9 protein-coding genes are annotated in these 16,772 nt (G+C 48.1%); 6 read left to right on the top strand and 3 right to left on the bottom strand.

Translation table 11 applies throughout. The annotated features are described in order from the left end of the window. Positions 1 to 28 precede the first annotated feature (28 nt). Positions 29 to 772 carry a murein L,D-transpeptidase catalytic domain family protein gene (locus GA0116948_RS00750; RefSeq protein ID WP_089707997.1) on the bottom strand — a complete coding sequence of 248 codons (744 nt, stop codon included), beginning with the start codon at positions 770 to 772 and terminating at the stop codon, positions 29 to 31. Between the two features lie 387 nt (positions 773 to 1,159). Then, a complete protein-coding gene (locus tag GA0116948_RS00740) occupies positions 1,160 to 3,634 on the bottom strand; it encodes a TonB-dependent receptor (RefSeq protein WP_089707993.1) in 2,475 nt (824 codons plus the stop codon). Between the two features lie 499 nt (positions 3,635 to 4,133). Here GA0116948_RS00740 and GA0116948_RS00735 point away from each other — a divergent pair, with 499 nt between their 5' ends. Then, a complete protein-coding gene (locus GA0116948_RS00735; protein WP_240619104.1) occupies positions 4,134 to 6,590 on the top strand; it encodes a glycoside hydrolase family 31 protein in 2,457 nt (818 codons plus the stop codon). Positions 6,591 to 6,872: 282 nt separating this feature from the next. Next, positions 6,873 to 7,442 (top strand): RNA polymerase sigma-70 factor, encoded by a 570-nt coding sequence (locus GA0116948_RS00730; protein ID WP_089707988.1) that lies wholly within the window; start codon positions 6,873 to 6,875, stop codon positions 7,440 to 7,442. 53 nt (positions 7,443 to 7,495) lie between these two features. Here the strand turns inward: GA0116948_RS00730 and GA0116948_RS00725 are convergent, their stop codons facing one another. Continuing rightward, a complete protein-coding gene (locus GA0116948_RS00725) occupies positions 7,496 to 8,851 on the bottom strand; it encodes an ATP-binding protein (RefSeq protein WP_089707986.1) in 1,356 nt (451 codons plus the stop codon). A 394-nt stretch (positions 8,852 to 9,245) separates the two neighbouring features. On the opposite strand from GA0116948_RS00725, the gene GA0116948_RS00720 reads away from it, so the two are divergent. The 4 genes from GA0116948_RS00720 to GA0116948_RS00705 all read left to right on the top strand — a co-directional run bounded on the left by GA0116948_RS00720 (position 9,246) and on the right by GA0116948_RS00705 (position 16,770). After that, the gene (locus GA0116948_RS00720) at positions 9,246 to 10,244 is read left to right on the top strand and encodes a FecR family protein (RefSeq protein WP_089707984.1); all 999 of its coding nucleotides are present in this window, start codon (positions 9,246 to 9,248) and stop codon (positions 10,242 to 10,244) included. 81 nt (positions 10,245 to 10,325) lie between these two features. Continuing rightward, a complete protein-coding gene (locus GA0116948_RS00715) occupies positions 10,326 to 13,916 on the top strand; it encodes a SusC/RagA family TonB-linked outer membrane protein (protein ID WP_240619103.1) in 3,591 nt (1,196 codons plus the stop codon). A gap of 11 nt (positions 13,917 to 13,927) precedes the next feature. Further along, positions 13,928 to 15,400 carry a RagB/SusD family nutrient uptake outer membrane protein gene (locus GA0116948_RS00710; RefSeq protein WP_089707980.1) on the top strand — a complete coding sequence of 491 codons (1,473 nt, stop codon included), beginning with the start codon at positions 13,928 to 13,930 and terminating at the stop codon, positions 15,398 to 15,400. 20 nt (positions 15,401 to 15,420) lie between these two features. Beyond that, positions 15,421 to 16,770 carry a zinc-binding metallopeptidase gene (locus tag GA0116948_RS00705; RefSeq protein ID WP_089707978.1) on the top strand — a complete coding sequence of 450 codons (1,350 nt, stop codon included), beginning with the start codon at positions 15,421 to 15,423 and terminating at the stop codon, positions 16,768 to 16,770. Positions 16,771 to 16,772: the final 2 nt, after the last annotated feature.

Here is a 16,772-nt window from a genome sequence, read left to right as displayed (position 1 = left end):
GGCAGTTACTATACAGATTTGCATGTTATCAGGCTCGCGGCAGATAGCGGGAATGCTTAAGGTAGAACGGGTTGGGGCTGTACATAAACAGGCAACTACCGTTGCTGATGGTATTAATAATATCATTGCTCACTTCCGCTGGTATTGCAGGGCAGCCTTCACTGCGGCCTATACGTCCGCTATTGCGCGCCATATCATCATTCACATAATCGGCGCTGTGCATCACAATACCGCGGCGCAGGGCGTTGTCGTTAATACCATGTTCTTCCCCCACCAGGCGCATAGACAGGCCATGCTTACCGGGATAGGTGTCGCCAGTGATGTAAAAACCAAGGCTGCTTTTAAAGCTATTGGGCTTGTTGGAAAAAGACGTCGCATTATTCACTCCGGAGTTTTTCCCATGCGATACCAGGGTGTTAAACAACAATCTTTTATGGTCAAGGTCTATGACAAACAGCCGCTTCTCGGTAGAAGGCAGGCTAAAATCCACGATGGAAATAATGCTGTCATTGTGCAATTTACCTTCAGCGATCAACTGCCGCAGTCCTTCCACTGCTGCGAAAAACGCACCTTCAGAAAGCCCCATAGCATTCAGTTGCAAGCTATCATACACGGCGGCCATATTGGCTGCCCGCGCGGGTTTAGCGGCCGCTGTTTTTACAATAGCAGACGCTTGACTCCGGGCATTCTTTGGCTTGCCGGATGATAAAGCCACCAATGAACTCGTAAGGAGTAGTACGGGAAACAAGCCTTGTTTCAAGTTTTTATTCATTGCAGTTCATTTTTGAGATATAGCCAGGACAATGAAGGGTTAAGCGCTACTAAAACTAAATTGGCCAGGACAATATCACTCGTTACATAGGATCACACCGGGAGGGTGTGATAAGATAGTACTGCAAATATACGACATTCTGCTTTTTGCTGAAAACCCAGCACGTTGGAAATCATTGTTTTAACAAATCGATTACAAGTGGGGAGGTGGGCCATAAATAAAATGGTATTGCATAAGTTATTGATTTGCAATTTATTGTAAAAAATACCTGCTGTTTTCAAGGGAAGCAGTGGGGAGCGGGGCTGTGGCGAAAAAAGAACATAAAAAAACCGCCAGCCTGCCGTTTCCGGCCACACTGGCGGTATTTATGGAACATTAGTTAAGAAGTTAGAACCGGAGGGAAATACTACCTACCACCTGGCGCAGCATCTGCGGGTTGATGGTGGAGTAGCCGGTATAATATTTCTTATCGGTCAGATTATTCATCTTTAATGCCAGGCGGTATTTAGCCCGATCGTAGGAGATGCTGGCATTCATCACCGTGTAACTGGGCAGGATAAAAACGCCCTGGTTAGTAGAATTAATGATTTTATTGTCGCTGGCATAGTTGCCTCCGAAACCAAAGCCCAGGCCTTTCACTGCCCCGGCGGGAATGCGGTAGCTGATCCAGAGGTTGGCCAGGTTTGCCGGGCCGGCAGTACTAGGGCGGCGGCCCTCAGTAATGGCAGTAGACCGTTCGTATTTGCTATCGTTGTAAGCATAACCGGCTATTATATTCAGTCCGGAAATCGGATTGGCAGCAATCTCGCCCTCAATACCCTTGCTCTTCTGGGTACCGTTCTGGATAGAGAAGTTCGGATGGTCAGGATCTGAGCGAACAATATCTTTTACTGCAATATCGTAGTAGCTCACGGTCAGGTTCAGCTTACCATCCAGGAGGGCAGTTTTTACACCGCCTTCCCACTGGTTAGCCTGTTCTGGTTTAAACGTATTGCCGGCAGAGTCTGTGCCTTGTACGTTAGTAAAGCCATTCTGGTAATTACCAAACAGGCTTACTTTATCCTTCACTACCTGATACACCAGCCCGAATTTGGGCGACAGGGTTTTCTGATCGTATTGGGTGCCTGGGTTTATCTTGCCCGTTTGGGTGTTGTAAGAACCTTTGTTATCGAAATAGTCGAAACGCAGGGCCAGCAGCGCCGTGAGGCGATCGGTGATGTTCAGCACATCGCTGGCATAAGCGCTGTAGGTGTTGGTTTTATAAATGATAGTGTAAGCGTAAGGGGCAGTAGGCAGTGAATTATACGCCTCACTCACCTTGTCGTGGTTAAAGTTGCCATAATTAGGACTATTGCCATTTAGCGGCACTACATCGAAGAAGTCGGTCGTAGGTGTACCATTCCAGTTGCCCTGGAATTCGCGGTAGTAAATGTTGGAGTTATAGTGATAAAAATCCAGGCCAACTACCAGGCGGTTGCGCAGGCTGCCTATCTTAAAATCGCCATTAATATTCTCCTGGATATCCAGGCTGTTATCATAACCTTCCGGTTTCCAGGTCATGCGGGCCACACTATCGTTGCCTGGTAGCAGGTAAAAGTAGCTCATCGCGCCTTCAGAACTGTTACGGCTGGTGGTTACCAGGGTACGGGAAGTCCAGTTGTCAGATAGTTTATACCGCATTTCACCAAAGAAATTATAGTTGTTGTTGGTGATCACCTGGTCGTTACTGTTATAGGAACGGTAGTAGTCGATATTCAGCTTATCGGCACTGCTCACGCCAAAGGCCTGTACAGTAGACCAATACGGGAAGAAAAACATAGGGAAGCCTGTACTCTTGCCATTATAGATTTCGGCGTCGAACTGGAAGCTGAGGCGGTCGTTCACATTATAGGTAAGGCTGGGGGCAATGGCCAGGTTTTTAGAAAAGCCATTGTCTTGCCAAGAGTTCTGGGTAGTATAAGCCGTATTGAGGCGGAAAAGCACCTGGTGGGCACTGTCCAAAGGAGTATTCAGGTCTGCAGACAAGCGGTTCAGGCCATAACTGCCCGTGGTATAAGCCACTTCGCCACCACGGCTATCGTAAGGTTTTTTGGTAACGCGGTTAATAAGACCACCGTAGGAGGTAAGGCTGCTGCCAAAGAGGGTGGCGGATGGGCCTTTAAGCACTTCTATGCTTTCGGTATTCACATTATCGATCTTGGCTTCTGCGGTACCGGGCATCCCGTTACGGAAATTGCTGGAAGTAATGAAGCCGCGCAGGGTATAAAAACTGCCACCGCTGCCGGGGCGGCCTACGGCGTCCCACATTTTCGTAAGGCCAGTGGCATTTTGCAGGGCATCGTCCTGAGTAATGGCTATCTGGTCATTGAGCAATTCTTTGGGAATTACCGCGTACGATTGCGGGTTTTCAAGGCGGTTCAGCGGCATTTTGCCCACGTCGTTGCTGGATGAGCGGGTGTAGCGGTTAGATTTATTACCGGCAATGGTTACTTCTTTCAATTGCTGGTTAGATACTTCCAGTAAAATGTCTACTACAACGTTTTTGCCAGCTTGTACAGTAACAGCTTTTTCTACAGGGGCATAGCCCATCAGCGAAATCACCAGGGAATAATTACCGGCAGCAATGTGGCGAAGGGTATAATGGCCGTTATCGTCTGTTTGAGCGTTTTTATTAGTGCCTTTCAGCAGGATGTTTACAGCAGGAGCAGCTGCGCCATCAGCAGTACGAACAGTGCCATGAATGTTGCCTAATTGCTCTTCACCAGGTTCGGGTTCGGTAGCGGCCCATAAGGGCTGAACAGCACAACAAAATGCTCCTAAAAGTAATAGTATTTTCCAAACGGAGTGCGTCCTTTTCTTCATATAGGTTGTGTTTTTTTACGATCGCAAAGGTCACCCAGGAGCAGGCAGGTGGGTTATCACAACGGGAAAAATATTTATGTAATGCGGAAATAAATGGGAGTATGCCAATGATTAGGTTAAAGCGCTTAGCACCTATAGTACGCCCACCCAACGCCTGGGTTCAGGCATACCAAAGCCTACCTTAAGCCTATAGAGAGCCTAGGATACGTATACCTAACGTCTGTCCGGCGCTTGGAATAAAACTTACCAACCACCCCATAGCCTTTTTATCCACGCCCTTGTTTAATCCCCATTTTGTTGTTTAAATTTGAGGGCGCTGGGATCGTTCCCGGAAAATTTATGTATTAAAAAATAGTAGTTAATACATTTATATTTTACATAATATATTAACCATGACCTATACCGCGTGCAGCCGGACCGTTTATCCATCTGCGAGGCGGTATCAAGGGCCTTCATTGGCCCAAAGGGCCTGTACATTTAAAAAACAATGTGAAGCGTTATGAAAACATGTATGCAGCGATGGATCGCCGGATGTTTCCTCCTTACCATGGCCATCCCCGCGCTCGCGCAGGAAACCGTAAACACTGTGGGCAATGTGGAAAAAGTTTCCGTAAACGGACAAACCATTCACCTGAAGATCAGTAATGCCGCGGTAGAAATTACCGTATGCTCCCCCACCATGGTGCGGGTACGCATGGACCGCCAGCCGCTCAAGGCTGCATTTTCCTATGCCGTTATTGCCCAGCCACAAACCACGGCGATAAAAACCAGCGACTCGCCCACCACATTTACCCTGCTCACCGACTCGCTCCAAGTAGTGGTGCAGAAAAAACCATATGCCATCCGCTTCCTCAATATACAGGGGCAGGAAATAAATGCCGACGAAAAAGGCCTCACCACCAGTTGGGTAGGAGAGAACGTCACCACTTATAAGCACCTGCAAGAAGGCGAACGCTTTGTAGGCCTGGGAGAAAAAACCGGTCCGCTGGATCGGTTTGGCAATGCGTATACGAACTGGAACAGCGACGTATTTGGCTATGCGGTGAATGCAGACCCTATTTATTCCACCATTCCCTTCTACATCGGCATTCACCACCATCTGAACTACGGCATTCTGCTGGACAATACCTACCAGAGTGATTTTAGTTTTGGGGCCAGCACCGACCGTTATGCCGCCTTTGGTGCCCGCGCCGGGGAAATGCAGTATTACTTCATTTACCACCAGCAACTGGCCGATATTATTTCGGAATACACTGCCCTCACCGGCCGTATGCCCTTGCCTCCCTTGTGGAGCCTGGGCTACCAGCAGAACCGCTACAGCTATTACCCCGATACAGAAGTAAGGCGCATTGCCCAAACCCTGCGCGAAAAGAAAATACCAGCAGATGGGATAACGCTGGATATTCATTACATGGATAATTACAAACTATTTACCTGGAATAAAGACCGCTTCCCCGATCCGAAAAAGATGATCAGCGACCTGAAAGCCGACGGTTTCCGTACCACCCTGATCGTAGATCCAGGTATTAAAGTAGAAGACGGGTATGCCGCCCATGAAGAAGGTCTGATGGCCAATGTATTCATCAAATACAGTGATGGGCAGTTATACAGTGGCCAGGTATGGCCCGGCTGGTGCAACTTTACCGACTTCACCGATCCCCGGGGCCGGGCGTGGTGGAAACAGCAGTTGCACCACTATACCGATATTGGCGTGGCTGGCATCTGGAATGATATGAATGAAATTGCCACCTGGGGACAAAAGATGCCTAATAATGTTTTGTTTAATTACGATGGCCATCCCACTACCCACTTGCAGGCGCACAATGTTTATGCGCTAAACATGGCCCGCAGCAGCTACGAAGGTGCCAAGGAAGCTACCCATGAAAGGCCCTTCATCCTGACCCGCGCCGGGTATGCAGGCCTGCAACGCTATACCGCCATCTGGACGGGCGATAACCGCTCCGAAGACGATCACATGCTGGCGGGCGTACGCCTGCTCAATAGCCTGGGGCTAAGCGGCGTGGCCTTTACGGGCATGGACATTGGTGGCTTTACAGGTAATGCCTCCGTGGGTCTGTATACCCGCTGGATACAGCTAGGCGCATTCATTCCTTACTACCGCAGTCATACCGCCGTAAACACCCGTTCTTCCGAACCCTGGACCTATGGGGAAGAAACCATGGAGATAGCCCGCAACTACATTAACCTGCGGTATAAGCTCATGCCTTACCTGTATTCCACCTTTTACACCGCCGCGCAAACCGGCCTGCCTGTGCAGCGCAGCCTGGCCATCGATTATACATATGATGACAAAGTGTATGATCCTCAATACCAGCAACAATTTTTCTTTGGCCCTGCGTTGATGGTGATACCCGTTACCAGCCAGCAAACGGTGGTAAAGACCTACTTCCCCGAAGGCGACTGGTACGACCTGTATAACGATACCCTCCTTACCGGTGCACAGGAAAAGCTTTTGGAAACTACCCTGCATAAGCTGCCCGTATATGTGAGAGAAAGCAGCATTATCCCCATGCAATCCTTGGTGCAAAGTACCAGCGAAAAACCAGACGATACCCTGCGCCTCCATATTTACAAAGGACACACCGCCAATCATTTTACCTATTATGAAGACGATGGCATTAGTTACGCATATGAACAAGGCACCTATTACCGGCGCGACATCGCCTACACGCCCGCTACCCACACCATTACGCTGGGGGCCAAAACAGGTAAGGCCGCTTCCAAATTTGGCCACGTAGCCCTCATCCTCCACGGCTTTGAAAACCTGCAGCCTACGGTAAACGGGAAAGCCTACACGCCGGCAAATGCCCGCCTGCCTTTCCTGTCGCCTATTTCCCGCTTTGATCCACAAGGTGGCTTTACCCCGGTAGACAGTTGTAAGGTACAGGTAATACAGCTCCTGAACAGCGATGATAAGGTGGAAGTAAATTTATAAGGAAATACATAGGGTGCAGGAGGTAGTACCTATACGCCTGCATCCTTACTATCATACAGCCGCGAAGTTATAAACAAGCGGTAACCCAAAAGACGGCAAAATTTTACCCGTTAATCCCCTTGCCAAACGGAGAAGCATCTTTAAAAATTTATTATATTGTGGAAGGCCAACTACGCGCTAAAAAATAAATGTTGCCTTATCTAATACCTTTAGTGTGCATTGTTTAAACAGGATAGATCTGTAATATCCATTCATAATTTTTTTTCATTCCAATGGGACAAGATGAGCGTTGATACCAGCGTAGGAGAGAAAGTGGCATTTACCCGGCTATACGCACAGCATTTCCAGGCCTTCACTTTATTGGCGTTGCAATATGTGAAAGATGTAGTGGTGGCCGAAGATATTGTGCAGGATGCATTTTTAAAATTTTGGGAGATGCCTTTCAAGATAGATAACCCGCATGCGCTCAAATCTTACTTTGGCCGGATCATCATTAACAACGCTTTAAATTACCTGAAGCGTGCTAAAAACTTGCAGCGCCACCACGACGAAATCAGTAAGAAGAGGGCCGGGCAGGATGTGTTAGCACAAATACATGAAAGCGAATTAAAAGTACTGGTGTACAAAGAAATAGAACACTTACCCGGGCAGTGCAAAAAGGTTTTTAAAATGAACCGTTTCGAAGGTATGAAATACCGGGAGATCGCAGCAGTGCTGCAAATCAGCGAAAGAACAGTAGAGAACCATATTGCCTATGCGCTGAAAGTATTGCGAAAAAAACTGCTCACGGAGGATAATGAGTTCAAAGCAAATCTTCAGCAGTATAAGGTTATTTTGTTGTTGTTATCCTGACAAATCTGTAGGGAGGTGTAAAAATAAATAAGGCGTATAACATAAGGCGCTGCTTACAGCTGCTGTTGTACAAACCATTCGATATACTGTGGCAGTGCAGTACCCGCATAGTAGGGTAAATTCATTAACAAATAGGGCTTTTTATGGGGCGTCAGGGCTTTCTCTACCTGGAAAGTGCCGGCATACATCCGGATGGCGTAGGGATGGTCTGCGGCTTCAATGAACTGGTGTAGTGATTTTAAAGTACCGGTGCTGCCTGATTTTATTTCTATGGGAATAATCCATTGTTTGTAGGCATACAGCAAATCTACTTCTGCATTAGACTGCGCTTTTTCTCTTACCCAAAAATAGGGGGTATGTGCGGAAATACTTTGAAGGGATATCAGTTCCTGCGTTATCAGGTGGGGTATTACCGCCCCTTTGTAGGCGCTGTTCAGATCATCCATGGCTAGCATTGCTGCCTGTATGCCCAAGGAATAATTGACCAGTCCAGTATCCAGGAACTGTAGCCTGGGTGCTTTCTTTAAATCAGCTTTCAATGGGGGCTGCAGGTCGGTGGTGGGATAAATTAAGCGCACAATTTTTGCATCGTCCAGCGTTCGGAATGCTTCGCCTACCTCTCTGGAACGGTAGTTGGAATTGCCAAAACCTTGGAACCGGATGCGGGCATCCAGGTATAATGGCGCGGTATCCATTACATGTTTGATAATTTTTCTTTCCGTGTCGTTAGAAGTATATTTTTCTACATCGTTTTTATAAGTACCCCATATACTTTCATAGATGATGGGCAAATCGGAAAGGCTATGTTGCTGCATATCTGTTTTAACTACTTCAGGCATGCCGCCAATAATGGCATACCGGTGAAAGGCATCCATTAAAGTAGGATGCGCAAACGCCTTTACCGGGATTTGTGTTAACTGCTTTAATAAAGATTTTTTTCCAGTGGCCTCCAGGTATTCCTGAAAATTTAAGGGGTGTAGATATAAGTATTCCACCCTGCCTACTGGGAAGCTATGCACCTGCTGCATGGCAAACTCTAACAGCGACCCCGCACTGATCACATGAAGCTGGGGTAATTCTTCATAAAAATAGCGCAATAACTGGATGGCTTTAGGACTCTCCTGTATTTCATCGATAAATAAAAGGGTGTGGGCTGCGTTGGAGGAAGGAATGTTATAGGCTAAAAATAGAGCTTCAAAAATAGTGTGCACATCATCAAAATCATCGAAATAACGGCGGTCGGCAGGTTTCTCCAAATTGAGTACAATGGCGTGTGCATAGGTTTTGGCAAAGTCACGTATCAAGGTGGTTTTGCCTACCTGGCGCGCACCCCTTATAATCAGTGGTTTTCGTTCAATGCTTGATTTCCATCTATGTAATTGATTTTCAATATTTCTTTTGAATGACATGATAACAAAATTCTATTATATGTAACAGAATAAGGGCAAAAGTATGCATTTTTTGTAACAGAATAAGCCCAGTTTCTTCATTTTTTTGTAACAGAATAAGCCCAGTTTAAGCTATTTTTTGTAATAGAATAAGGGTAGTTTAGTAGTAAGTAAACAAAAGAATGACTTAAATGAGAGGCATATTGAGGAGGTTCACCATGCCAGAAAAACATTTTTAAGGTGTGTAAGCCCCTTGCAAAGCATCATAAGGGAGCATCTTTTAACATAAGGAATATAAAGAGCAGGATAGGGGTGGTATGCAGAAAAATGGTGTTTAAAATTTTTTTTAATAAATTTTTTGATGGGCTAGGGGAAAATCAATAGGCCATTTGTCTAATAAGCAAATGACCTCTGAATGGCGCAAAAAGAATCCCCGCTTATCTTAATAATAAGGCATTTTAACGCCCCGGATGATGCAGTATTGGCTGCCGACATACAGCACTGGCGTGCGCAGCAGCCTGACCATGAGCGATATTATCAGGAAGTGCATCAGTTATGGATGGCCGCAGCTGATGCGGGTGCACTGGCGCAGGTAGATGTACATGCATCGGTCGCAAGACTTGCTGCGAAAATAGGGCTGGACGAAGGGGAGTTATTTACAGTGGAGCGCCTGCGCCCCCGCAATCACCTGCTGCAATGGGCCGTGGGCCTGGCTGCGGCGGTAGTGGTGTCTGTGCTGGTGTACCGGCAGTATAGGCCGGCTGCTATCCATTCCATTACCCGAGTTACCCATGCCTTTAAAGACTCTGTATTACTCAGCGATGGATCTATGGTGTACCTGGATACAAATACCGCTGTAACCTACCCGGAGCAGTTTGCGGCGGGAAACAGGACCATTTCTTTTGCCAGCGGCAATGCTTTTTTTAAGATTGCACCTGATGATGCACGGCCCTTTACCATCGACATGGGTCATACTGCTGTGCGGGTGTTGGGTACCTCTTTTAATATTCGCAAAGCGCCGGAACAAATTCATGTTGACGTAAAATCAGGACGCATCATGTTCCTGGCCAACGACCAGCCCAAAGCCATCCTGAACGCCGGTGCCGCTGCCAGTTACAACCTGCAAAATGATAGCATCACCACTTTTCTGCACCAGCAGCAAAATAGCGATGCGTGGTTAACCGGGGAGCTGCGCTTCTCCGATGCCCCGCTTTCAGAAGTGTTCCGCACCCTGGAAACGTATTACCATGTTACCATAGATCTGGATACCAATTTGTCTACCCTTGGTAAATTAAATGCCAATTTTAATAACAATAAGCTGGAAGAAGTTATAACACTACTGGAGCAAACCTACCCGATCAGGATCGTTCAAAAAGGAGATAGGCTCATCATCAAAAGCAAGCACGCACTTTAACTGCCATTACTTTATCAACCAAAATGTATGAACCAACATCCACTTCACTTGCGAACCTTTCGGTTCTGCAAAATCTTTCTCGTGGGCGTACTACTTGCTGCGCATGCAAGAGCCGGCCTTATTGTACAAAATGTAGCGGATAAATCGGAAAAGCTGGAACCCTACCTCAAAAAGCTGGAAGCTATGTATCACGTGGCTTTCATTTACGATGGTTCGGAGATCAACAAAAACCTGATGGTGTCTGTAGGCAGTAAGTCGGACAAGATAGACGATGTGCTGAAAGACCTGCCGGCAAAGGCAGGCATTAATTACACCATTGTAGGCCATAACATTATCCTGAAGAAAATAGCTACCTCCACTACCGCCGATGAATACGTGGTGGTAAAAGGCCGCGTTACAACCACTGAAAAAGAAGGAACAGTGGCGCTTCCCGGTGTAAACGTGGTGATCAAGGGCAGCAAAACGGGCGTAGCTACCAATGCCAATGGGGAGTACAGCATCCGGGTAAAACAGGATGCCATACTGGTATTTTCCATGGTAGGGTATAAAACCGTGGAGCGAGCAGTGAACCCCGCTAATACAACGATCAATATAACACTGGAACCAGAAAGCACCGCGCTGAGTGAAGTAAACGTAATTGCCACCGGCTATCAGAACCTGGACAGAAAGTTATTTACCGGTGCCGCCACCACCTTAAAAGGATCAGAGGTGAAGCGGGATGGGATAGCGGATGTAAGCCGTATGCTGGAAGGCAGGGTAGCGGGTGTGTCAGTGCAGAACGTTTCCGGCACCTTTGGTGCAGCTCCTAAGATAAGGGTGAGGGGTGCCACCTCCATCAATGGGGATAACAAACCGCTGTGGGTAGTAGATGGCGTGGTGCTGGAAGATGTGGTAAACATCTCCAATGAGCAGCTCTCCACAGGCGATCCCAATACCCTGATCGGCTCTTCTGTGGCAGGACTGAACCCAGACGATATTGAAAACTTCGTGATCCTGAAAGACGCCGCCGCCACCGCGCAGTATGGCGCCAGGGCCATGAATGGCGTGATCGTGGTGACCACCAAGAAAGGAAAGAATACCTCCGGTTCCCCGGTAATTTCTTATACGGGCAATTTTACGTCCTACCTGAAACCATCGTACGATAACTACGATATTCTGAACGCTGCGGACCAGATGAATGTGTACCTGGAAATGCAGAACAAAGGATGGCTCAATCATTCTTCTACGGCCAATAATTCCAGTGGTGGCGTGTTCACCAAGATGTATAACCAGATGTATGACTACGATACCGCTACCGGTACCTATGCACTGAACAATACCATTCCCAGTGAAAAGGCCTACCTGCAACGGTATGCCAATGCCAATACCGACTGGTTTGATGTGCTGTTTAAAAACTCGCTGATGATGGAGCATTCGCTCAGCGTATCTTCTGGTTCGGAGAAGTCGCAGTTTTATGCCTCTACGAGCTTTTTACATGACAATGGGTGGACCATTGGCGATAATGTAAAAAGGTTTACCGGCAACCTGCGGGGTACTTTTAAGATTAATGAACGCCTGTCTTTTGAATTACTCACCCAAGGCTCCGTGCGCGACCAGATGGCCCCCGGTACCCTGGGCCGCATCAGCAACCCGGTATTTGGCCAGTACGATCGCGATTTTGATATTAACCCGTTCAGTTATGCACTCAATACCAGCCGTGTACTCACGCCTTATGACGAAAAGGGTGGGTTGGAATATTTTACCCGCGATTATGCACCGTTTAATATTATCCATGAATTGCAGAACAATACCCTGGGCCTTACTCAAATTGATTTCAAAGGCCAGGGCGGTGTAAAGTTCAAGATCACTAAAGACCTGCAATATTCTTTCGATGGGGCCTACCGTTATGCCAAAACAAACCAGGAGCATAAGGTTACGGAAAACTCTAACCAGGCAGAGGCCTACCGGGCCGGCGTGGCGGAGCAAAATACTTCCATCATGGACAATAACCGCTTCCTGTACCACAACCCGGACGATCCTAATGCACTACCGGTTACGGTGTTGCCTTATGGGGGTTTTTATAACACCATAGATGATAATATTACCAACTACTATTTCCGCAATGCACTGGAGTGGAATAAAACCTTCCACCAGGATCACTTGGTGAATGTGTACGGCGCGCAGGAGTTGCGCTACATTAACCGCCAGCACCGTACGTTCGATGGATATGGATACCAGTTCGACCAGGGCGGGGTGCCCTTTATAGACCCCAATATTGTGAAGCAGAATGTAGAGTCGAACTTCAACTACTACAGCATGAACTACAGCTACGAGCGGTACCTGAACTACCAGCTTCGTGCAGCCTATTCGTACAAAGGGCGGTATAGCCTGAACGCCACCGGTCGTTACGATGGGTCTAATTTGCTGGGTGAGTCGCGTACCGCCAGGTGGCTGCCTACCTGGAATATCTCGGGCGCCTGGAACCTCGATGCAGAAAGGTTTATGCAAACAAATACCGCACTGCTGAAAGTACTGAACCGCGCCACCCTGCGTGCCACCTATGGCCTTACCGCCAGCATGGGGCCCGCCACCAACTCTAGTTTGTACCTGCAAGCACAGAATACCAACCGGCCTTATGCTACAGAAAAAGAAACCATCCTGTACATAGCCGGCCTGGAAAACTCGGAGCTCACTTTTGAAAAACAGAAAGAGCTGGATCTGGGTACAGACCTGGGTTTCCTGAACGACCGCATTACCCTTACGGTAGATGTGTACGACCGGCGGGGCTACGACCTCATAGGCCTGATCCGCACTTCCGGCATAGGCGGTGAAGAAACCAAAGTAGCCAACTACGCCGACATGCGCTCTAAAGGCGTGGAAGTAACCCTGGGCGCGGCTATCCTGAAAAATAAAAACTGGAACTGGAATACCCAGGTAACGTTTGCCCGCAATACCAATAAGATCACCAACCTGAAAAACCAGCCCAACATCTTTGACCTGGTAAAGCCCGATGGTGGCGCACAGGAAGGTTATGCACAGCGGGGACTGTTTTCTATTCCCTTCCTGGGGTTGGATCATGAAACGGGCATTCCTTATTTCACCAATGAAAATGGGGAAAAGGGCACCGCCGTATACCTGCAAAGTGATGAAACCAAATACCTGCACTACGAAGGCCCGGTAGATCCTACCATTACCGGCGGTTACTATAACTCCGTGAAGTATAAAAGTTTTTCGCTTTCTGCCCTGGTTACCTTTAGCGCAGGCAATAAAGTAAGATTGCAGCCCATTTTTAAATCGGACTACACGGATCTCGATGCGATGTCGTCTGTATTCCTCAACCGCTGGGTAGCGCCTGGCGATGAATTAAAAACCAACGTGCCTTCCATCATTAGCCCCCGCGAAAAGGGTCAGCTGGATGGATATCCCTACAACAACTATAATTATTCGACAGAAAGAGTGGCAGACGGCGGCTTTGTACGGTTAAAACAGGTATCGCTGGGTTATTTCATGTCGCCGGCTTTTTTGCGGCATATCGGGTTTAAAAATGCGTCGTTAACCCTGGTGGCCAACAACGTATGGTTGATTTATTCAGACAAAAAACTGAATGGCCAGGACCCGGAGTTTTTTGGCGCGGGCGGTGTGGCCTTACCCATACCCCGCCAGTTCACTTTATCGCTTAAAGTAGGATTCTAATACTGCACTACATGAAAAACAAAAAACACATTCTCATCATACCGGCGGTCGTCTTGCTATTCTCTACCTCCTGCAAGAAATATTTAGACCAGGCGCCCGACCAGCGTACACAATTAAACACCGTGCAAAAAGTGTCCGAGATACTTGGCACTGCTTATACCCAGGCAGATTATGCCACCTTTGCCGAAGCGGCTTCCGACAATGCGGAAGATAAAGGCGTGAACGTAGGCTCGCTGGATCCGCTGAACCAGGACGCCTACTTGTGGCAGGATGTACAAAGCCGTGATGGCGGTTCGCCTACGGCATTCTGGAATGCCAGTTATGCCGCCATTGCCGCCGCCAATGCTGCCCTGGACGCTATTGCGGTGGTGAAAGACCCTGCACCATACCAGCCGTACAAAGGGGAAGCCTTGTTGGCCAGGGCTTACGCGCATTTTATGTTGGTAATCCTGTATGCCAAGCCCTTTGAGCCAGGCGGTACCAATGATTCGCCCGGTATTCCTTACGTACTCACCTCGGAAAAAGTGGTGTTTCAAAAATACAGCCGTGGCACGGTGGGCGATACCTATGCACAGATTGAAAAAGATTTGCAGGAAGGATTGCCCCTTATTAAGAACAGCGCTTACCAAGTACCTAAATATCATTTTAACCAGGCCGCTGCTTATGCTTTTGCTGCACGTTTTTACCTCTTCAAAAAAGAATACGATAAGGTGATACAATATGCCAGTGCGGCCTTCCCCGGCAATAGTTTTGCCGCCAACATCCGCCCCTGGAATACACGTTACTATAACTCGTCGGCCAATGAAATGCAGATCATGTTTACCCAGGCCGCCGAAAATTCCAACCTGCTGCTCACGGAAGCGCCTTCCGCGTGGGCGCGTAGTTATGCGTTTTACCGCTACGGCATGGGCCTTAAGTTGAACGTAGCGTTGCAACAACCCAATGTAACCGGCACTAATTTCAGTGGAAGGAAATTATACAGCTACGGAGCGCCTAATTATACTTATCTGAAGTTTAATGAGTTGTTCATCCGCTCCAGTCCTAACGCTAATATCGGTATTCCCTACACCATCATGCCCCAGTTTACCACAGACGAGCTGCTGATGAACCGGGCAGAGGCCTATGCCAATACCGGCCAGTATGATGAAGCGCTGGCAGACATTAACACCTTTGCCAGCACCCGCATCTACAACTATAACCCATCTACACGGGCAGTAACCCTGGCAAAAGTGGCCAGCTTTTATGGCACCGACGATCCCCGGGAAGGGCTGATAAACACCGTACTCGATTTTAAGAAAGCAGAATTTATACAAGAAGGATTGCGCTGGCTGGACATCATCCGCCTAAAGCTACCGGTTACCCATAATATCAAGGCGGTGAATAACGTGGATTCCTACGTAACCCTGGAGCCGGACGATCCGCGCCGCCTCTTCCAGTTGCCACCGGAAGTGTCGCTGTCGGATGTACCCTTAAACCCGAGATAACTATACCAAACCGTAAATACATGAAAAAGATATATGTTATAAACCTGCTCGTATTGTTGCTGGTACTGGGCGCTTGTAAAAAAGACGAACAGTTGAATGCCAACCTGGACGCCATAGACCGTAACCAGTCTGCCAAAACAGAACTGGATGACTGGCTGGACGCCAATTACGTGGTACCGTACAACATTGAAGTAAAATACCGCTGGGATGCGTTTGAACTAAGCCTGTCTAAAGACATGACCCCACCCCTGGAAAGCCAGGTGATCCCGGCTATGCAAACGGTGAAAGATGTATGGATAAAACCGTACGAAGTGGTGGGTGGGGCCAACTTCATGAAGCTGAATGCACCCAAGCAGTTTGTGCTGGTGGGCAGCCCGGAGTTTAATGGTGATGGCACCATTACCCTGGGTACGGCAGAAGGTGGCCGCAAGATCGTGCTGTATGTGATCAACGATTTTGATAAGACCAACACGCAGAAGGTGAAACAGATGATACAGGTGATCCAGCATGAATTTACCCACATACTGAACCAGAAAGTGGCTTTTGATCCGGCCTTTAAGCTGGTGACTAAGGCAGACTATACGGCCAACTGGAACATTCCTTCCCTGGCGGAAGCGCGTTCGCTGGGTTTCATTACCCAGTATTCCCGCAGTAATCCTATCGAAGACTTCGCAGAAATGGTGGCCAATATGCTGATGATGGGAAGTTATGAGTACAACAATATTGTGAACGCCCTGCCCGCCGATCCGCAGACCAAGCTGCGGAAGAAAGAACAATTGGTGGTGGAGTATTTTAAAAACGCCTGGAACATCGATTTCTACCAGTTGCAGGTCAGTGTGAGCGCCGCCATTCAGGCCACCGCGCCGGTAATCCTTACCCATTCTATTGGCCCCAACAATGTGTACACCACCTTCGCGGCCAGCCCCACTACAGACGCGCCACAATCTGCCGATTACCTGGCCAAATGGACTACCGCCAAAACAGCGCTGTCCGACATGGGTTTCGTGCTGACGAAATACGACATGACGTTTAAAGCCAATAATAGGATGACGCTGCGCTATTACTTCACCAATGGCGCCGGCACTACTACGTATTACGGCGATACAGATTACCTGTTAAACTTTACAGACCAGGACGCAGGCCTGTTGACCCTGGATCCCATAAGCCCGCAACCATCGGGTACCACTTACAGTAACATGAACTTTATTAAGAATGCCATGACGGCTTCAGATGCTTATATCCAGGGTACTGCTTTCCACCTGGACTGGGGGCCTGGCCTACCCGATGGCGCTAAGGGCGCTAAAGGAGCAACGGGCGCCTTCTATAAAGTGGGGGATAACAGTTCCTACTTACTTGGTACACTAAACTAATC

It is taken from the genome of Chitinophaga costaii, from assembly GCF_900094705.1.
Lineage (GTDB): Bacteria > Bacteroidota > Bacteroidia > Chitinophagales > Chitinophagaceae > Chitinophaga > Chitinophaga costaii.
Note: the sequence above shows the minus strand (reverse complement) of the source record. Positions and strands in the feature narration are given on the sequence as shown.

Excerpts from the sequence above, each read along its gene's own strand:
- GA0116948_RS00750 (WP_089707997.1), bottom strand. The coding sequence starts at position 772 with ATGAATAAAAACTTGAAACAAGGCTTGTTTCCCGTACTACTCCTTACG.
- GA0116948_RS00740 (WP_089707993.1), bottom strand. The coding sequence starts at position 3,634 with ATGAAGAAAAGGACGCACTCCGTTTGGAAAATACTATTACTTTTAGGA.
- GA0116948_RS00735 (WP_240619104.1), top strand. The coding sequence starts at position 4,134 with ATGAAAACATGTATGCAGCGATGGATCGCCGGATGTTTCCTCCTTACC.
- GA0116948_RS00730 (WP_089707988.1), top strand. The coding sequence starts at position 6,873 with ATGAGCGTTGATACCAGCGTAGGAGAGAAAGTGGCATTTACCCGGCTA.
- GA0116948_RS00725 (WP_089707986.1), bottom strand. The coding sequence starts at position 8,851 with ATGTCATTCAAAAGAAATATTGAAAATCAATTACATAGATGGAAATCA.
- GA0116948_RS00720 (WP_089707984.1), top strand. The coding sequence starts at position 9,246 with ATGGCGCAAAAAGAATCCCCGCTTATCTTAATAATAAGGCATTTTAAC.
- GA0116948_RS00710 (WP_089707980.1), top strand. The coding sequence starts at position 13,928 with ATGAAAAACAAAAAACACATTCTCATCATACCGGCGGTCGTCTTGCTA.
- GA0116948_RS00705 (WP_089707978.1), top strand. The coding sequence starts at position 15,421 with ATGAAAAAGATATATGTTATAAACCTGCTCGTATTGTTGCTGGTACTG.